The organism is Pseudomonas sp. PA-4-8C (genome assembly GCF_021606625.1).
In the GTDB taxonomy this organism is placed as follows: domain Bacteria; phylum Pseudomonadota; class Gammaproteobacteria; order Pseudomonadales; family Pseudomonadaceae; genus Aquipseudomonas; species Aquipseudomonas lactis.
This window is the reverse complement of record NZ_WKCD01000003.1, coordinates 38,164-53,115: the sequence shown is the minus strand read 5'-3', so window position 1 is coordinate 53,115 and position 14,952 is coordinate 38,164. Positions and strand designations below refer to the sequence as shown.

The 14,952-nt window shown below is 60.4% G+C and carries 19 protein-coding genes; 9 read left to right on the top strand and 10 right to left on the bottom strand.

Annotated features, from left to right (window positions below; genetic code table 11):
• The first annotated feature begins 151 nt into the window (after positions 1–151).
• From ftsY to rpoH, 4 genes are all read left to right on the top strand, one after another.
• Positions 152–1,546 (top strand): signal recognition particle-docking protein FtsY, encoded by a 1,395-nt coding sequence (ftsY, locus tag GIW04_RS01375; protein WP_120247500.1) that lies wholly within the window; start codon positions 152–154, stop codon positions 1,544–1,546.
• Complete coding sequence (gene ftsE, locus GIW04_RS01370) at positions 1,543–2,214, top strand: cell division ATP-binding protein FtsE (RefSeq protein ID WP_003195112.1); 672 nt, start codon at positions 1,543–1,545, stop codon at positions 2,212–2,214. Before ftsY ends, ftsE begins: the two co-directional genes overlap by 4 nt.
• Positions 2,211–3,233 carry a permease-like cell division protein FtsX gene (gene ftsX, locus GIW04_RS01365; RefSeq protein WP_003195111.1) on the top strand — a complete coding sequence of 341 codons (1,023 nt, stop codon included), beginning with the start codon at positions 2,211–2,213 and terminating at the stop codon, positions 3,231–3,233. Before ftsE ends, ftsX begins: the two co-directional genes overlap by 4 nt.
• 130 nt (positions 3,234–3,363) lie before the next feature.
• Positions 3,364–4,218: an RNA polymerase sigma factor RpoH gene (rpoH, locus tag GIW04_RS01360; protein WP_003176698.1), complete on the top strand. Its 855-nt coding sequence runs from the start codon at positions 3,364–3,366 to the stop codon at positions 4,216–4,218.
• A 188-nt stretch (positions 4,219–4,406) separates the two neighbouring features.
• Here the strand turns inward: rpoH and mtgA are convergent, their stop codons facing one another.
• The gene (gene mtgA, locus GIW04_RS01355) at positions 4,407–5,129 is read right to left on the bottom strand and encodes a monofunctional biosynthetic peptidoglycan transglycosylase (protein ID WP_003195110.1); all 723 of its coding nucleotides are present in this window, start codon (positions 5,127–5,129) and stop codon (positions 4,407–4,409) included.
• A 74-nt stretch (positions 5,130–5,203) separates the two neighbouring features.
• Between mtgA and GIW04_RS01350 the strand changes: the two genes are divergently transcribed.
• The 5 genes from GIW04_RS01350 (at position 5,204) to GIW04_RS01330 (ending at position 8,334) form a co-directional block, all read left to right on the top strand.
• Positions 5,204–5,578, top strand: a complete 375-nt coding sequence (locus tag GIW04_RS01350; protein ID WP_003195108.1) for a DUF423 domain-containing protein — start codon at positions 5,204–5,206, stop codon at positions 5,576–5,578.
• A gap of 79 nt (positions 5,579–5,657) precedes the next feature.
• Positions 5,658–5,858 carry a sulfur carrier protein ThiS gene (gene thiS / locus GIW04_RS01345; protein WP_032901150.1) on the top strand — a complete coding sequence of 67 codons (201 nt, stop codon included), beginning with the start codon at positions 5,658–5,660 and terminating at the stop codon, positions 5,856–5,858.
• A gap of 54 nt (positions 5,859–5,912) precedes the next feature.
• Positions 5,913–6,707, top strand: a complete 795-nt coding sequence (locus tag GIW04_RS01340; RefSeq protein ID WP_120247501.1) for a thiazole synthase — start codon at positions 5,913–5,915, stop codon at positions 6,705–6,707.
• Positions 6,708–6,716: 9 nt separating this feature from the next.
• Positions 6,717–7,442, top strand: coding sequence for a tRNA (guanosine(46)-N7)-methyltransferase TrmB (gene trmB, locus GIW04_RS01335; protein WP_003195101.1), 726 nt, complete (start codon positions 6,717–6,719; stop codon positions 7,440–7,442).
• 79 nt (positions 7,443–7,521) lie between these two features.
• Positions 7,522–8,334, top strand: coding sequence for a hypothetical protein (locus GIW04_RS01330; RefSeq protein WP_120247502.1), 813 nt, complete (start codon positions 7,522–7,524; stop codon positions 8,332–8,334).
• On the opposite strand, the gene GIW04_RS01325 is transcribed toward GIW04_RS01330, so the two are convergent.
• The 9 genes from GIW04_RS01325 to proC all read right to left on the bottom strand — a co-directional run bounded on the left by GIW04_RS01325 (position 8,327) and on the right by proC (position 14,934).
• Complete coding sequence (locus GIW04_RS01325; protein ID WP_057710244.1) at positions 8,327–8,875, bottom strand: RNA 2'-phosphotransferase; 549 nt, start codon at positions 8,873–8,875, stop codon at positions 8,327–8,329. The two genes, GIW04_RS01330 and GIW04_RS01325, sit on opposite strands and share 8 nt — an antisense overlap.
• Positions 8,876–8,904: 29 nt before the next feature.
• On the bottom strand, positions 8,905–9,228 hold the full coding sequence (locus GIW04_RS01320; protein ID WP_034133991.1) for a DUF3392 domain-containing protein: 324 nt from the start codon (positions 9,226–9,228) through the stop codon (positions 8,905–8,907).
• Positions 9,229–9,247: 19 nt separating this feature from the next.
• Entirely contained in the window at positions 9,248–10,450 is a 1,203-nt protein-coding gene (hemW, locus tag GIW04_RS01315; RefSeq protein WP_094773925.1) for a radical SAM family heme chaperone HemW, read from the bottom strand.
• A complete protein-coding gene (gene rdgB, locus GIW04_RS01310; protein ID WP_003195095.1) occupies positions 10,447–11,043 on the bottom strand; it encodes an RdgB/HAM1 family non-canonical purine NTP pyrophosphatase in 597 nt (198 codons plus the stop codon). Before rdgB ends, hemW begins: the two co-directional genes overlap by 4 nt.
• Entirely contained in the window at positions 11,040–11,474 is a 435-nt protein-coding gene (locus GIW04_RS01305) for a DUF4426 domain-containing protein (RefSeq protein WP_003195093.1), read from the bottom strand. The genes rdgB and GIW04_RS01305 overlap by 4 nt, the downstream gene beginning before the upstream one ends.
• A 21-nt stretch (positions 11,475–11,495) precedes the next feature.
• The gene (metW, locus tag GIW04_RS01300; RefSeq protein ID WP_003195091.1) at positions 11,496–12,116 is read right to left on the bottom strand and encodes a methionine biosynthesis protein MetW; all 621 of its coding nucleotides are present in this window, start codon (positions 12,114–12,116) and stop codon (positions 11,496–11,498) included.
• 7 nt (positions 12,117–12,123) lie between these two features.
• Positions 12,124–13,263 (bottom strand): homoserine O-succinyltransferase MetX, encoded by a 1,140-nt coding sequence (metX, locus tag GIW04_RS01295; protein ID WP_120247503.1) that lies wholly within the window; start codon positions 13,261–13,263, stop codon positions 12,124–12,126.
• 239 nt (positions 13,264–13,502) lie between these two features.
• Positions 13,503–14,090 carry a YggT family protein gene (locus GIW04_RS01290; RefSeq protein WP_003195087.1) on the bottom strand — a complete coding sequence of 196 codons (588 nt, stop codon included), beginning with the start codon at positions 14,088–14,090 and terminating at the stop codon, positions 13,503–13,505.
• Between the two features lie 25 nt (positions 14,091–14,115).
• Complete coding sequence (gene proC / locus GIW04_RS01285; protein WP_120247504.1) at positions 14,116–14,934, bottom strand: pyrroline-5-carboxylate reductase; 819 nt, start codon at positions 14,932–14,934, stop codon at positions 14,116–14,118.
• Positions 14,935–14,952 lie beyond the last annotated feature (18 nt).

Genomic DNA, 14,952 nt, shown 5'->3' with positions numbered 1-14,952 from the left:
GACGGCCACTGCGGCTGTCTTGTGAAGGCCCTATTTAGGCCTTACAAAATGTTGCGCATGAACGAGCTGGCTAAAAAACAGTCTGTTACGCATCGAATTTTATTTACCGGCGCGCCCTGTGGCGCGTCGCTACCTTGAGATAGCCGTCTCCATGTTTGGTTCCAACGACGACAAGAAGACCCCAGCTGCGGCTGGCGAGAAGAAAGGCCTGTTCGGATGGCTGCGCAAAAAGCCGCAGGAAACCGTCGTCGAACAGCCACAGGTTCACGCCGAACCGACCCCTGAACCCGTAATAGAAGCCGAACCGGTTGCCGAGACGCCAGTTCCGGTGGTGTTGCCGATGGCTGAGCCGGTGTTGCAGCCGGTCGCCGAGGCCGCGCCGGAGCCCGAGCCCGAGCACAAGCCCTGGTTGGAGCTGCCCGTGGCCGAAGAGCCTGTGGCGTTGGTGGAGGATGTTCAGGCCGAGCACGTCGTGCCGCCGATTCCTGCGGTGGTTGAGCCGGTGCCGGTAGAGGTTGTGGCTGAAGTACCGCCCGTCGTTGAAGTGCCTGTACCGGTTGTCGCTGCACCTGCCGTTATCGAGCCAGAGCCTGTCGTCGCCACCACCGAAACCAGCAAAACCGGATTCTTTGCCCGCCTCAAGCAGGGCCTGAGCAAGACCAGCGCCAGTATTGGCGAAGGCATGGCCAGCCTGTTTCTGGGCAAGAAAGTCATTGATGACGAGTTGCTGGAAGACATCGAGACCCGCCTGCTAACCGCCGACGTGGGCGTCGAAGCCACCGCCGTGATTATCCAGAGCCTGACGCAGAAGGTCGCGCGCAAGCAGTTGACCGACGCCGATGCGCTGTACAAATCCCTGCAGGCTGAGCTGGCCGCCATGCTCAAGCCGGTTGAGGCGCCGCTGGTGATCACGCCGAAAAAGCCTTTCGTCATCCTCGTGGTAGGCGTAAACGGCGCTGGCAAGACCACCACCATCGGCAAGCTGGCCAAGAAGCTGCAGGGTGAAGGCAAGAAAGTCATGCTCGCCGCCGGTGACACCTTCCGTGCCGCGGCCGTCGAGCAGTTGCAGGTGTGGGGTGAGCGCAACAAGATCCCGGTGATCGCCCAGCACACCGGTGCCGACTCTGCTTCGGTGATCTTCGATGCTGTGCAAGCCGCCAAGGCGCGCAACATCGATGTGCTGATCGCTGATACAGCCGGCCGCCTGCACACCAAAGACAATTTGATGGAAGAGCTGAAGAAAGTGCGCCGCGTGATCGGCAAGCTCGACGCCGATGCACCCCATGAAGTCCTGCTGGTGCTCGACGCCGGTACCGGCCAGAACGCCATCAGCCAGGCCAAGCAATTCAACCAGACGGTGCAGCTGACCGGCTTGGCATTGACTAAGCTCGACGGCACGGCCAAGGGCGGTGTGATTTTCGCCCTGGCCAAACAGTTCGGGTTGCCGATTCGTTATATCGGCGTCGGTGAAGGCATCGACGACCTGCGCACCTTTGAAGCCGAACCCTTTGTACAGGCACTGTTTGCCGAGCGGGAGCGTTCATGATTCGATTCGAACAGGTCGGTAAACGCTATGCCAACGGGCATGTGGGCTTGCATGAGCTGAGCTTTCGAGTGCGTCGCGGCGAATTCTTGTTTGTCACCGGCCATTCGGGCGCAGGCAAAAGTACGCTGTTGCGCCTGCTGCTGGCCATGGAACGCCCGACTACCGGCAAGTTGCTGCTGGCGGGCCAGGACCTGGCCACTATCAGCAATGCGCAAATTCCATTCCTGCGCCGCCAGATCGGCGTGGTGTTCCAGAACCACCAGTTGCTGTTCGACCGCACGGTGTTCAACAACGTGGCCCTGCCGTTGCAGATCCTCGGGCTGTCCAAGGCCGAGATCGTCAAACGCGTGGACTCGGCCCTGGAACGCGTGGCCTTGTCGGACAAGACCGACCTCTTCCCCGGCGACCTGTCCACCGGCCAGCAACAGCGTGTCGGTATCGCCCGCGCCATCGTCCATCGCCCGGCTTTGCTGCTGGCGGACGAGCCCACCGGTAACCTCGACCCGCGCCTGGCGGCCGAGATTATGGGGGTGTTCGAAGACATCAACCGCCTGGGCACCAGCGTCTTGATCGCCAGCCACGACCTGGCCCTGATTGCCCGCATGCGCCATCGCATGCTCACCCTGCAACGCGGCCGCCTGATCGGCGATGGGGAGGCTGGCGTATGAGTGCTACACGCAGCCCTAAAGTATCCGAACGGGTGGCTCCGAAGCCGGCCGACCCGCAACCGAAAAAGAAAAAACACGACGAAGACGACGGCCCGGACTTCGGCACCCTGGTGCACGCCTGGATCGAAAGCCACCGCGCCAGCCTGCTGGACAGCCTGCGTCGCCTGGGCAAGCAGCCGATCGGCAGCTTTTTCACCTGCCTGGTCATGGCCGTGGCCTTGAGCCTGCCGATGGGCTTGTCGCTGTTGCTTAATAATGTGGAGCGCCTGGGCGGCTCCTGGCAGCGGGCGGCGCAGATTTCGCTGTACCTGAACCTGGACACCAGCAGCAAGGAAGGCGAAGCGCTGCGCGATGACATCAAGAACATCCCGGGGGTTGCCGAGGCTGAGTACATCAGCCGCGACCAGGCCCTTGAAGAGTTCCAGCAGCAATCGGGCCTGGGCGAGGCGCTCAAGGAGCTGCCGCAGAACCCGCTGCCGGGCGTGGTGCTGGTAACGCCGAACGAGGTCGACAAGCCGGCGCTGGAAGCCCTGCGACAAAAACTCGCAGAGATGCCGAAGGTGCAACAGGCGCAACTTGATCTAGTCTGGGTAGAGCGCCTGGCCGCGATCCTCAAGCTGGGTGACCGCTTTGTGTTCGGCCTGACGGTGTTATTAGTGTCTGCATTACTTTTGGTGATAGGTAATACCATTCGTCTTCATATTGAAAATCGTCGCACCGAGATAGAAGTGATTAAACTGGTGGGCGGCACAGACAGCTATGTGCGTCGGCCTTTCCTCTACATGGGCGCGTTGTATGGCCTGGGTGCGGGGATCTTGTCCTGGGGCGTACTGGCGTTTGGCCTGGATTGGTTGAACGACGCGGTTGTCGGCTTGGCCGGGCTCTACGGCAGTGATTTCGCGTTGGCGGGTGTGCCGGTAGCCGATGGTCTGAGTCTCTTGCTTGGCGCGGTCTTGTTGGGGTATATCGGTGCGTGGATTGCGGTGGCACGGCATTTACGTGAGCTGGCGCCGAAGTAGTTAATGCCAGATTAATGTGGTTTCGTTTGTATTGACCGTATCAGCGGTTTAGGGAACTTGTCCTACGGTTCCCAGGTCAATTTTCGCAGTGCTGAACTGCACGAGTTATGTGAGTCGGAGGTTTTTTCGTATGACCACTTCTTTGCAACCTGCTTATGCCTTGGTCCCAGGTGCGAACCTGGAGGCTTATGTGCACACGGTCAACAGCATTCCATTGCTGACGCCCGAGCAGGAGCGTGAACTGGCCGAGAGTCTCTACTATGAGCAGGATTTGGGGGCGGCTCGGCAGATGGTGCTCGCCCACCTGCGTTTTGTCGTACATATCGCCCGTAGCTATAGCGGCTACGGTCTGGCCCAGGCCGACCTGATTCAGGAAGGCAACGTCGGCCTGATGAAGGCTGTGAAGCGTTTCAACCCTGAAATGGGTGTGCGCCTGGTGTCGTTTGCCGTGCACTGGATCAAGGCGGAAATCCACGAGTTCATCCTGCGCAACTGGCGCATCGTGAAAGTGGCCACCACCAAGGCCCAGCGCAAGCTGTTCTTCAACCTGCGCAGCCAGAAAAAACGCCTGGCGTGGCTGAACAACGAAGAAGTCCACCGCGTGGCCGAAAGCCTCGGCGTGGAGCCGCGTGAAGTGCGCGAGATGGAAAGCCGCCTGACCGGCCATGACATGGCCTTCGACCCAGCCGCCGAAGCGGATGACGACAGCGCCTTCCAATCGCCGGCCAACTACCTGGAAGACCACCGGTACGACCCGGCGCGTCAACTCGAAGACGCCGACTGGAGCGACAACTCCAACCACAACCTGCACGAAGCGCTGGAAGTGTTGGACGACCGCAGCCGTGACATTCTCTACCAGCGCTGGCTGGCAGAAGAAAAAGCCACGCTGCACGACCTGGCGCAGAAGTACAACGTGTCGGCCGAGCGGATTCGTCAGCTTGAGAAAAGCGCAATGAACAAGCTGAAGTTGTCGATCGCCGCCTAAAACGCAGCGAACAAAAAATGCCCCGGTCGAAAGATCGGGGCATTTTTGTATGTGTTCGAAAAGTCTCAAGCCCAACTCGGTTTAATGTGGGAGCTGGCTTGCCTGCGATGAGGCCGTGTCAGTTAAAACATGGGTTACTGACCCACCGCTATCGCAGGCAAGCCAGCTCCCACAGGTCCCGTATTGTGTCAGTCGGACCAGGGGGCTTTGCGGGTAGTGTTCAGCTCCATTAGGTAACCATCCCCACCCAACTGGCTCATCTGCTGACGAATCCATGCCGCTCTGCGTGCCACATAGGCCGTCGGATGGCTGGCACTCCACACCCGCGGATTAGGCAGCACCGCCGCCAGGTAGCTGGCCTGCTGCCGCGAAAGCGCTTTGGCATTCACGCCAAAATGGTGCCGCGCCGCGGCCTCTGCGCCAAACACACCTTCATCCCATTCCACGCTGTTGAGGTACACCTCAAGAATCCGCTGCTTGGGCCACAACACTTCGATCAAGCCGGTAAACCACGCCTCCAGGCCTTTGCGCAAATAGCTGCGCCCGGCCCACAGGAACAGGTTTTTCGACACCTGCTGGCTCAGGGTGCTGGCGCCGCGAATCGAGCCGCCACGTTCGTTGTGCAGGATCGCGGCCTGGATCGCGCCGAAATCAAAACCCCAGTGTTGTGGGAAGCGTTGGTCTTCACCGGCCATCACCGCCACTTTCAGGTCATCGGAGATTTCATCCCACGGCACCCAGCTGCGTTGCAGGTCAATGGGTTCGCCATCTATCCAGGACTCAACCTTGCGCTCCACCATCAGCGCAGTGAACGGCGGCGGCACCACACGAAACAGCAGCACCAGCAACACACTGCCGATGGCAAACCATTTCACGACGTTGAGAAAGCGTTTGAAGAGGACACGCAGCATAGAGATGGCTTGGCCGAACCCGTTGAGCGGGCCATTATACAGACCCTGCCCGATGAGTCTGACTGGAGTTCCCCATGCTGCGTAGCTTTCTGATGCTGGCTGCCTTTTTCGGCTTTACTGGCGTTGCGCTGGGCGCGTTCGCCGCCCACGGCCTGAAAAACCGCCTGAGCGCCGACTACCTGGCGATCTTCCATACCGGCGTGACCTACCAGTTGGTGCATGCCCTGGCATTGTTCGGCGTGGCCTTGCTGGTGGCGCATATTCCGGGCCGGCTGGTCACCTGGGCGGGAATTTCGTTCACCGTCGGCATCCTGCTGTTCTCGGGCAGCCTGTATGTGCTGACGATGACCGGCATCAGTAAACTGGGAATCATCACGCCGTTTGGCGGGCTGGCGTTCCTGCTTGGCTGGTTCTTCCTGGGCCTGGCGGCGTGGCGCTTGCAGCTTTGACCGCTTGACGCTTGGAGCTGACCTTCAGGTTCCAATCGCGCTAGAATGCGGGCCCCTAAAAACGATGGCGGCCCGTGGCATGCGCATTCAGTTGAACGGCGAACCCTTTGAACTTCCCGATGGCGAAACCGTTGCGGCCCTGCTGACCCGTCTGGACCTGACCGGGCGTCGCGTCGCAGTGGAGCTCAACCTGGATATCGTCCCGCGTAGCCAGCACGCCGAGACTGCGCTCACCGAAGGTGACCAGGTCGAAGTGGTCCACGCCATCGGCGGCGGCTAGCCTGCCACGGCCGCAACGCATTCTGCAGAACCTCATCCAACCAGAGGATTTCCCATGAACATCGTTCGTAGCGACAAGCCTTTCGTCCTGGCCGGTCGTACCTACCGGTCCCGTCTGCTGGTCGGCACCGGCAAGTACCGCGACATGGAAGAAACCCGCCTGGCCATCGAAGCCTCGGGTGCCGAGATCGTCACCTTCGCCGTGCGCCGCACCAACCTCGGCCAGATCGAGGGCGAGCCGAACCTGCTCGAAGTGCTGTCGCCGCAGCGCTACACCTTTCTGCCAAACACCGCTGGCTGCTACGACGCCATCGAAGCCGTGCGCACCTGCCGCCTGGCCCGTGAGCTGCTCGACGGCCACAACCTGGTGAAGCTGGAAGTGCTGGCCGACCAGAAAACCCTGTTCCCCAATGTGATCGAAACCCTCAAGGCCGCCGAAACCCTGGTCAAGGAAGGTTTCGACGTGATGGTCTACACCAGCGATGACCCGATCATCGCGCGCCAACTGGCAGAAATCGGCTGCATCGCCGTGATGCCGCTGGCCGGTCTGATCGGTTCCGGCCTGGGCATCTGCAACCCGTACAACCTGCAGATCATCCTTGAAGAAGCCAAGATCCCGGTGCTGGTGGATGCGGGCGTGGGCACTGCCTCCGACGCAACCATCGCCATGGAACTGGGCTGCGACGCGGTGCTGATGAACTCGGCCATTGCCCATGCCCAGCAACCAATCATGATGGCCCAAGCCATGAACCACGCCATCGTCGCGGGCCGCCTGGCCTACCTCGCCGGGCGCATGCCGAAAAAACTCTATGCCAGCGCCTCTTCGCCGCTGGATGGTCTGATCAAGTAAGAGCTATTGATGACTGAATCAAACGAAACGCCGAACACCGTGGAAGAGGGCGACGAGTCCAAGCATCGCCGCATCAAGAGTTTTGTGATGCGCGCCGGCCGTATGACCGAAGGCCAGCAAAAGGGCCTGGAGCAGGGCACGCCGCTGTTCGTACTGCCCCTGGCCGATGCGCCGGTGGACTATGACCAAGTGTTCGGCCGGTCGGCCCCGCGCTCCCTGGAAATCGGTTTCGGCATGGGCCATTCCCTGCTGGAAATGGCCGCAGCCGCGCCGGAGCAGGATTTCATCGGTGTGGAAGTCCACCGCCCAGGCGTCGGCGCACTGCTCAACGGTGTGCTGACCCAAGGCCTGAAAAACCTGCGGGTCTACGACTGCGACGCGATTGAAGTGCTCAACCGCTGCATCGCTGACAACAGCCTCGACCGCCTGATGCTGTTCTTCCCCGACCCATGGCACAAGGCCCGTCACCACAAGCGCCGCATCGTCCAGGCCTCCTTCGCGGAGCTGGTACGCAGCAAGCTGAAAGTGGGCGGCATCCTGCACATGGCCACCGACTGGGAACCGTACGCGGAATACATGCTGGAAGTGATGAACGTCGCCCCTGGCTACCGCAACCTGGCCGAAGACGGCAAATGCGTGCCACGCCCGGCCGAGCGGCCGATCACCAAGTTCGAACGCCGTGGCGAGCGATTGGGGCATGGGGTGTGGGATTTGAAGTTCGAGAAGCTGGCTTAACTCGCGTTGCTAATCACGGCGGTGGAATCGCTGCGTTCCACTGCCGCTTCGCTTTTTACTTGTAAAGGAATACAAGCGCTTGAAAACCCTCCTTTCCAGTCTACTGTTGCTCAGCCTGCTGTCTGCGACAGCCTTCGCGGCCAGCACATCCTCTTTGGCAGTGACTTCCAGTGACGACTACTTTGAGCGTGCTCAGAAGAAGGCGGAACAACTCAAGCTGATGTTCGATGAGAACGTCAAGCTGGAGGCCAGCGGCAAGCTGGATAAAGCCACGTTGCCCGAAAAACTCAAAGAGGTTCAGGGTGTCATGATTGCGTTCCAAGATGATCTGAAAATGGCCTCGGAGGGCGGGCATGTTGTTGCGACCTATATGCTGGCCAATATCCAAAGCCGGTTCGGCATGTCCGAGGAAGAACGCAAACAGGTGTGTGAGCCGATGCACAAGGCAATGGATCAAGGTTTGTTAGCCGCCGGCGTGGGGTATTACTATCAATGTGATATGGCGTACATGCGTCTAAATCCGCTTGATCCTGGGCACGTAAAGTACCTGGAAGCGCTCAAGCAGATGCTTCTGAACGTTGACCCCAACCATGACTATTATCCGCTGTACACCAATCGCTCGCTTTGTTTCGAAGGTGATCGGCTAGCTGAGATCAAGGAAGAAAGAACCTTGGGCAACATGCAAGCACGCGCCAGCGCGCGGATGCTGACCTATGATCAGTACCGGGCGGATGCCTACTACATCTTGGCGGCGACTCGTATGAACGACAAAGGTGAGCCCGACAGCGTGAATTTGACCTACCTGAATCAGGCGCTGGCGCTGGGTTGCAAAGACCCGATGACACTTAAAGAGTATTACGAAAAAGCATTTGGCAGTCAGGTCTCTAAATAGCTTCGAGGAACTGGGCAGGAACCTGCTCCGTCAGCCAAACCCCATTCTGCGCCTGATAAAACTTGAAACCCTGGGCCAGCATCTTCGAAGTGTTGATCTTCAGAATAACCACTTTCCCATAGCGCTGCCCAACTTCCCTGGCCGTCTCAAGCTGTTCACTGAGATGCACATGATGTCGTGACCCGGGAATCAGCCCCTTTTGGTTGATTGACTCGATGAAGCGCGTTGCGGTGCCGTGGTACAGGACGGCTGGTGGTTGTCTTTCATCGAGTTGCAGCTGGACGCCTTGGTTGGAGTGACCCTGCACGGCGCGGATGTGTTGACCGTCCTCGGAGAACGAAAAGCGCTTCTTCTCGTTTGTGTGCACCACCTGCTCCAGCAGTTCTCGGCTAAGGCTGCGCCCGTCGCGGCTGGCCGCCTCAATCAGCTCTGCAATGCCTGCCCAGCCTTCTGAATCCAATGAAAGGCCAATTGCCTGAGGCTCATGGCGCAGTACATAGCTGAGAAATTTGCTAGTGTCGTCCAGAAGCTTTTTGCTCATGAGATGTCCTTGCCTTCATCTGGATGAAATCAGCGGCGGTCTGCCACAACGCCAATCAACACCAGCACCACGACCAACACCGGCGCCAGGCTGTAGTTATTGAACTGGCTCAACCCCCGCACAATCCACGGCGTGGCGTAGATCAACGCCGCGCCGCTGCCGATCAGGCACAGCAGGGCCATCAAGGGCACGCGCAAGGCGCCGGCGATGCTGCCCAGGCGTGCTTCGACCCAGCCCTTGATGTCGGCGCCGAACAGCACCAGCAAACAACCCACAAGGGCTAACGAGATTTCCGACAGGTTGCTACGGCTCCAGCGGGATACGGTGGCGAGCAGGTCGAGTACCAGATCCATTCGATTTCCTTAAGAGCTATCAGCTCAAAAACTTCTGCAACAGGTCATTGAGAAAGAGTTGCCCGCGATCGGTGGCCGCCAGGCGTGACGGTTCGACCTGCATTAATCCACTTTGTTCTGCGTCGCGGCGGCCTTCGTCGAGGCTCGCCAGATCAAGGCCGGTGCGCTCGGCGTAGAGCTTGGCATCAACCCCGTCGGTGAGGCGCAGCGCGTTCATCAGGAACTCGAACGGCAGTTCATCGTTGGTCAGTTCTTTCGCGCCGGCCTGGAAGCTTTTGGCCGGGTTGAGGTAGTCCTTCGGTGCACGGGTTTTCCAGGTGCGGATGATGCGTCCGTCCGGGTGGCTGAGCTTGCCGTGGGCGCCGGCGCCGATGCCGATAAAGTCGCCAAAGCTCCAGTAATTGAGGTTATGCCGCGCCGGCCGCCCCGGTTGGGCGTAGGCCGAGACTTCATATTGTGCGTAACCGTGTTCGGCGAGCAGTGCCTGGCCGGCTTCCTGGATATCCCACAGCGTGTCGTCTTCCGGCAGCACGGGTGGCTGGTTCCAGAACACGGTGTTGGGTTCCAGGGTCAGTTGGTACCAGGACAGGTGCGTCGGCTTGAGCGCAATAGCCTGGCGCAAGTCGCCCAAGGCGTCGTCGAGGGACTGGTTGGGCAAACCGTGCATCAAGTCCAGGTTGAAGTTATCGAACCCGGCCTGGCGCGCCATACCGGCGGCGCGTGCGGCTTCGTCACCATTGTGAATGCGGCCCAGGGCTTCAAGCTTCTCTTGCTGGAAGCTCTGGATGCCGATGGACAGGCGATTGATCCCCAGCTTGCGGTACGCCACGAACTTCTCTTGTTCGAACGTTCCGGGGTTGGCTTCCAGGGTGATCTCGATATCGTCGGCAAACGGGATGCGCGCTTCAACGCCTTTGAGCAGGCGGCCCAGTGCAGCAGCGCTGAACAGGCTGGGCGTGCCGCCGCCGAAGAAAATCGAACTCAGTTCACGGCCATAAACGGCGTGCAGGTCTTGGTCCAGGTCCGCCAGCAAGGCGTCCACATACTCTTCTTCCGGCAGCACCTTACTGGCGGTGTGGGAGTTGAAGTCGCAATACGGGCATTTGCGCACGCACCACGGAATATGGATGTACAGCGCCAGGGGCGGCAGGTGGGGCAGCGCCGCCCGGGGTGTTTGCGCGCCGCCGTGGATCAGCGGCTGCGCAGAGGTGTTCTGGGTCATTTCAAACCTAGGCGCTGGCGCAGCAACGCCATGGCGCGGGCGCGGTGGCTGATTTGGTTTTTGTCGGCCGGGCTCAGTTCGGCGCTGGAGACATTACGCTCCGGCACCCAGAACAGCGGGTCATAGCCAAAGCCATGCTCACCGCTGGCCGCCTGCAGGATGCGGCCGTGCCACAGGCCTTCACACAGGATCGGCAACGGGTCATCGGCGTGCCGCACCAACGCCAGCACGCAGACGAACTGCGCGCCGCGCTCGGCCTCCGGCACGTCCTTGAGGGCGTCGAGCAGCTTGGCGTTATTAGCCGCATCACCTTTGCCGTCGGCGTAACGGGCCGAGTAGATGCCAGGCGCGCCGCCGAGGAAATCCACGGCCAGGCCCGAATCATCTGCCAGGGCTGGCAGGCCAGAGATACGTGCGGCGTTGCGGGCCTTGAGGATGGCATTCTCGACGAACGACAGGCCGGTCTCTTCCGGCTCGACCTGGCTGAACTCGCCAATCGAACGCAGGTGCACAGACTCACCGAGCATGGCTTGCAGTTCTTTGAGTTTGCCAGCGTTGTGGCTGGCGAGTACGAGTTGGGTAAGGTTCATCATTCGGCCGGGAACAGTTCTTGGTTGAATTGGAAGCCGTGGGCCTTGCCGCCGGTTTCAACGTTGATGGTAAACGTCTTGTATTCCCGCTGGGTCACCGAGTAGGGCGCGAGGTAGCTGATGCCGCTTTTCTCTTCGATCTGCTTGAACGTCAGGATCTCGCTCTTGCCGCCCAAATCCTTGACCGTGCCAGTGACTTGCGCGGCCACCGGGCTTACGCCCTTGATCACGGTCACGTTGATCAAACCCTTCTCCTTGCTGCGCACCACACCGACTTTTTGGGCGGTCTCAGCGGGCAGGAAGCTTGAAGTGAAGGTGTTGTAATGAACGGTGATATCGCCGAAGTCTTTTTTGCGATTAGCGTCGATAGTGTCGGCGGCCATGGCGCTGGCGCCCAGGCATGCGGTCAATAGAAAAATAGCCAAACGACTCATGAACGTCCCTCTTGAAGATGATTAGACGGCAACTTTGTGGTCGGTCAGGCCAGGACTGCTGACCCGGTAAATACCAATTTCGCCCAACAGGTTGGGCCATAGCTTACTCGCCCAGCCGTGGCGGTGCTGTTGATCGACGGCAAGGCGGTTGATCACCTTGGCTTCACGCTCGCCACACAGGGCTTCGAAGTCTTCGAAGGTGCAAAAGTGGATGTTCGGCGTGTTGTACCAGGTGTAGGGCAGGAAGTCGGAGACCGGCATGCGCCCCTTGGTGGCCAGGTACCAGCGGCAGCGCCAGTGGCCAAAGTTGGGGAAAGTGATGATGCATTGGCGGCCAACGCGCAGCATTTCGTCGAGGATGCGGTCCGGGTAGTGCACCGCTTGCAGGGCCTGGGTCATCACCACGATATCGAAGCTGTTGCTGGCAAAGTTGCCCAGGCCCTTGTCCAGGTCCTGCTCGATCACGTTGATGCCCTTGGCCACGCACTGGGCGATGTTGTCCGGGTCGTTTTCCAGGCCGTAGCCGGTGACTTGCTTGTGGTCGCGCAGCCAGCTCAGCAGTTCGCCGTCGCCGCAGCCCAGGTCGAGCACGCGGCTGCCGGCGGGGATCCAGTCTTGGATGATTTCCAGGTCGGCTCTCATGGCGTTCTCACAAAGTAATGCGGTTCATGTAGTTACTGAACGCCTGCAGGTAACGTGGGATCGGAATCAGGAAGGCGTCGTGGCCTTGCGGTGCATCGATCTCCAGGTAGCAGACGTCTTTCTTGGCGGCCGTCAGGGCATCCACCAGCTCACGGGAGCGTGCCGGCGAAAAGCGCCAGTCAGTGGTGAACGACATCACGCAGAACTTGGCCGTGGCGTGCTCGAAGGTTTTTGCCAGGTCGTCATCGTGGTTGGCGGCCGGGTCGAAGTAGTCCAGGGCCTTGGTCATCAGCAGGTAGGTGTTGGCGTCAAAGCGCCCTGAGAATTCCTCGCCCTGGTAACGCAGGTAGCTCTCCACTTGGAACTCGACGCTGTGGAAGTCGTAGTTGAGTTTCTCGCTCTTGAGGCCACGGCCGAATTTCTCGCCCATGGAATCGTCGGACAGGTAGGTGATGTGGCCGACCATCCGCGCCAGCATCAAGCCACGCTTGGGGATCACGCCCGCTTCCTGGAACGAACCACCGTGGAAGTCGGGGTCGGTGAGGATCGCCTGGCGCGCCACTTCGTTGAAGGCGATGTTCTGCGCCGACAACTTGGGCGCCGAGGCGATGGCCAGGCAATGACGCACGCGGTCCGGGTAAGTAATGGTCCATTGCAGGGCCTGCATGCCGCCCAGGCTGCCGCCAATCACGGCGGCCCACTGGCTGATGCCCAGCAGGTCGGCCAGGCGTGCCTGGCTGTGCACCCAGTCTTCCACGGTCAGCACCGGGAAGTCGGCGCCGAACGGCTTACCGGTTTCCGGGTTGAGGCTGCTGGGGCCGGTGGAACCGTTGCAGCCGCCGAGGTTGTTCAGGCTGACCACAAAGAACTTATGGGTGTCGATGGGCTTGCCGGGGCCGATACAACTGTCCCACCAGCCGGGCTTGCGGTCGTCAACGCTATGGAAACCGGCGGCGTGATGATGGCCGGACAAGGCATGGCAGATCAGCACGGCGTTGCTCGCCGTGGCGTTCAGTTGGCCATAGGTTTCGTAGATCAGGTCGTAGGCTGGCAACGAACGGCCGCAGGCCAGGGCCAGGGGTTCGCTGAAATGCGCCACTTGTGGCACGACCAGTCCAACAGAATCGGGGGGGAAGGCAGCTGGCATCGACCCTGCTCTCGTTTAAATGAGGCGTAAGTCTAAAGAGCGGGGACCCTAGCGGCAAGCAATGGTCGGGGGTTAGCGTGATCGTTCCCACGCTCCGCGTGGGAATGCCTCTTGGGACGCTCTGCGTCCTGCCCTGGTGACGCGGAGCGTCACGGGCTGCATTCCCACGCAGAGCGTGGGAACGATCAGCACAAGCCATGCTATCGCAGGCAAGCCAGCCCCCATAGGGGCTACGGCATTCAGATCAGGCCAAACAACTCTTTTGGCATGTAAGCAAAGTACGCCAGGCGCGGAATCACCCAGCTTTGCAGCAACTGAATCACGATAAACGCGAAGATCGGCGAGATATCCAGGCCACCCAGGTTCGGAATCAGGCGACGGAAGGGTGCCAGCACGGGCTCGGTGATCTGAGCCACCAATTCGGCACCCGGGCTACGGCTACCCGGTGCGACCCAGGACAGGATCACGCTGATGATCATCGACCAGAAAATGATCTTCAGGAACAGCGAGAAAATCCCGATCAGGCCCCATGGCAACAGCAGGACGGTGAAGGCCTGGTAGCCATTGAGCATCAGGATCACCACGAACAGCAGGATTTGCAGCAGCAACGCCAGCACCAGCGACGACATGTCCAGGCCGAACAGGCTCGGGATCACTCGGCGCAGCGGCTTGAGCAGCGGTTGGGTGGCCTTCACCACGAACTGGCACAGCGGGTTGTAGAAGTTCGCACGCACCAGTTGCAGGATAAAGCGCATCAGTACGATCAGCAGGTACAGGCTGCCCAGGGTCTGGATGATGAAAATGGCAGCGTCATTGATTCCGAGCATGTTTGATTACCTTGGTAAGGGACGACTATTTGCCCAGTTGCTCAGCCATCTCGGCTGAACGATGTGCGGCGGCACCCAGTGCTGTTTCCACCAGGGCTTCAAAGCCCCCGGCCTGGAACGACTCAATAGCCGCTTGTGTGGTACCACCTGGCGAGGTGACGCGACGGCGCAGTTCGGCGGCATCCACCTCGCTGCCGACCGCCATCTTGGCGGCGCCCAGGGCGGTTTGTTCCGCCAGTTGCTCGGCCACGTCGTGGGGCAGGCCCAGCTTGACGCCGGCGGCCGTCATGGCCTCGATCAACAGGAAGAAGTAAGCCGGGCCGCTGCCGGAGACGGCGGTGACCGCATCCAGTTGCTGTTCCTGCTCCAGCCACACGGCGATGCCCACCGCAGACAGCAGTTCCTGGGCCTGGTCACGTTGCTGCACGGTGACTTCGCCAGTGGCATACAAACCGCTGACGCCCTGGCGCAGCAGCGCCGGGGTGTTGGGCATGCAGCGCACAATGGGCTGGGCACCGAGCCAGTTGGTCATGCTGGCGCAGGTGATGCCAGCGGCAATCGACACCACCAGTTGATGGGGTTGCAGGCTCGGGCGCAGGCTCTCGCACACGGCCTTCATGGCCTGGGGCTTGACCGCCAGCACGATCACATCGACGCCGTGGATGGCCTCGGCGTTATCGGCGAAGGTCTGGATACCGTGTTCGGCGCTGACGCGCTCGCGGGTTTCGGCACCGGGGTCGCTGGCGCGGATCTGCTCGGCGTCCAGGCCCTTGGCCCGCAGGCCACCGATCAGGCTGGCCGCCATGTTACCGGCGCCGATAAAGGCAATACGCGTGTTGCTCATGACAGGTCCTTATTTCGA

What these genes read in the sequence shown, in the direction of transcription:
- rpoH (WP_003176698.1), top strand. Translation starts at nt 3,364, where the DNA reads ATGACCACTTCTTTGCAACCTGCTTATGCCTTGGTCCCAGGTGCGAAC.
- metW (WP_003195091.1), bottom strand. Translation starts at nt 12,116, where the DNA reads ATGAGAGCCGACCTGGAAATCATCCAAGACTGGATCCCCGCCGGCAGC.
- GIW04_RS01305 (WP_003195093.1), bottom strand. Translation starts at nt 11,474, where the DNA reads ATGAGTCGTTTGGCTATTTTTCTATTGACCGCATGCCTGGGCGCCAGC.
- ftsY (WP_120247500.1), top strand. Translation starts at nt 152, where the DNA reads ATGTTTGGTTCCAACGACGACAAGAAGACCCCAGCTGCGGCTGGCGAG.
- rdgB (WP_003195095.1), bottom strand. Translation starts at nt 11,043, where the DNA reads ATGATGAACCTTACCCAACTCGTACTCGCCAGCCACAACGCTGGCAAA.
- GIW04_RS01290 (WP_003195087.1), bottom strand. Translation starts at nt 14,090, where the DNA reads ATGCTCGGAATCAATGACGCTGCCATTTTCATCATCCAGACCCTGGGC.
- proC (WP_120247504.1), bottom strand. Translation starts at nt 14,934, where the DNA reads ATGAGCAACACGCGTATTGCCTTTATCGGCGCCGGTAACATGGCGGCC.
- trmB (WP_003195101.1), top strand. Translation starts at nt 6,717, where the DNA reads ATGACTGAATCAAACGAAACGCCGAACACCGTGGAAGAGGGCGACGAG.
- GIW04_RS01340 (WP_120247501.1), top strand. Translation starts at nt 5,913, where the DNA reads ATGAACATCGTTCGTAGCGACAAGCCTTTCGTCCTGGCCGGTCGTACC.
- ftsX (WP_003195111.1), top strand. Translation starts at nt 2,211, where the DNA reads ATGAGTGCTACACGCAGCCCTAAAGTATCCGAACGGGTGGCTCCGAAG.
- GIW04_RS01325 (WP_057710244.1), bottom strand. Translation starts at nt 8,875, where the DNA reads ATGAGCAAAAAGCTTCTGGACGACACTAGCAAATTTCTCAGCTATGTA.
- GIW04_RS01350 (WP_003195108.1), top strand. Translation starts at nt 5,204, where the DNA reads ATGCTGCGTAGCTTTCTGATGCTGGCTGCCTTTTTCGGCTTTACTGGC.
- thiS (WP_032901150.1), top strand. Translation starts at nt 5,658, where the DNA reads ATGCGCATTCAGTTGAACGGCGAACCCTTTGAACTTCCCGATGGCGAA.
- GIW04_RS01320 (WP_034133991.1), bottom strand. Translation starts at nt 9,228, where the DNA reads ATGGATCTGGTACTCGACCTGCTCGCCACCGTATCCCGCTGGAGCCGT.
- ftsE (WP_003195112.1), top strand. Translation starts at nt 1,543, where the DNA reads ATGATTCGATTCGAACAGGTCGGTAAACGCTATGCCAACGGGCATGTG.
- mtgA (WP_003195110.1), bottom strand. Translation starts at nt 5,129, where the DNA reads ATGCTGCGTGTCCTCTTCAAACGCTTTCTCAACGTCGTGAAATGGTTT.
- metX (WP_120247503.1), bottom strand. Translation starts at nt 13,263, where the DNA reads ATGCCAGCTGCCTTCCCCCCCGATTCTGTTGGACTGGTCGTGCCACAA.
- hemW (WP_094773925.1), bottom strand. Translation starts at nt 10,450, where the DNA reads ATGACCCAGAACACCTCTGCGCAGCCGCTGATCCACGGCGGCGCGCAA.